The 1,090-nt window shown below is 60.2% G+C and carries 1 pseudogene; it reads left to right on the forward strand.

Going from position 1 to position 1,090, the window contains the following annotated elements:
* Nucleotides 1-66 precede the first annotated feature (66 nt).
* A pseudogene (locus tag GL300_RS26060) lies at nt 67-1,066 on the forward strand (IS30 family transposase).
* Nucleotides 1,067-1,090: the final 24 nt, after the last annotated feature.

Raw genomic sequence — 1,090 nt, forward strand, 5'->3', positions numbered from 1 at the left:
GGTGGATTCAAGTTGGAACTGCGACTTTGATGTAAAATCAGTGCATTGCATCAAGGAGTATTCTCCATGTCCAAACCTTACCTGCATCTCGACCTCGAAGAACGGCGCAAAATCGCGCGCTGGCGCGAAGCAAAGGTCCCGGCGACCGAGATCGCGGCTCGTCTCGGCCGGCACCGCTCGACGATCTTCCGCGAACTCAGCCGCAACCGTTTCGTCGATGCTGAGTTGCGTTATCTGTCCGGCTATTACGCGGTGAATGCCCATAACCTGGCTTCCGAGCGCCGCGCCAACCAGCGCAAGCTGGTGCAGCATCCGAAGTTGTGCGCAGCGGTGATCGAGCGGCTGCAGAGCGGCTGGACACCGGAGCAGATCGCCGGACGTCTGCGACTTGAACGCGCGCCGCATCGGGTCAGCCACGAGACGATCTATCAATATATCTATTCTAAAGATGGCCATGCAGCGCAGCTCTGGCGTCACCTGCCCGATCATCGTCGCAAGCGTCACGGTCGTGGTCGACGGCAGCCGCAACGTCCAAGATTTGCTGAGGAATTGTCCATTCGCTATCGGCCAGACAGCGTTGCGACGCGCAGCGGTTTTGGCGATTGGGAAGCGGATCTTATCCAGTTCCGCAAGGAATTCGGCGCCACCAACCTGACCTCTCTGGTCGAGCGGGTCAGCCGCTTCACTGTGCTGCTGAAGAATGCCGATCGCCGCTCGCGCCCGGTCATGGATGGCCTGATCGCCAACCTCGCGCCCTTACCTGCGCATGCCCGTCGTTCGATTACCTTCGACCGTGGACTCGAGTTCCTGGCCTGGCCCTATCTGCAATCGGGCCTCGGTGTCGCGACATGGTTTTGTGACCCGCAAGCTCCCTGGCAGAAAGGCACGGTCGAAAACACCAATGGCCGGATCCGACGTTGGCTGCCGCGCGATGTCGATCCCACGGTGCTGGACAGCCGCCAGATCATCGCCATTTGTCACCGGCTCAATGCCACGCCTTGGCTATCGCACCCCCGCCGAAGTCTTCCGAGAAAAACTGATGTCCGAAATCGACCCCCTGCCCTAACCTCATGAACGTCAGGGTCGCGGC

The sequence above is a fragment of the Paracoccus litorisediminis genome, from assembly GCF_009711205.1.
GTDB lineage: Bacteria > Pseudomonadota > Alphaproteobacteria > Rhodobacterales > Rhodobacteraceae > Paracoccus > Paracoccus litorisediminis.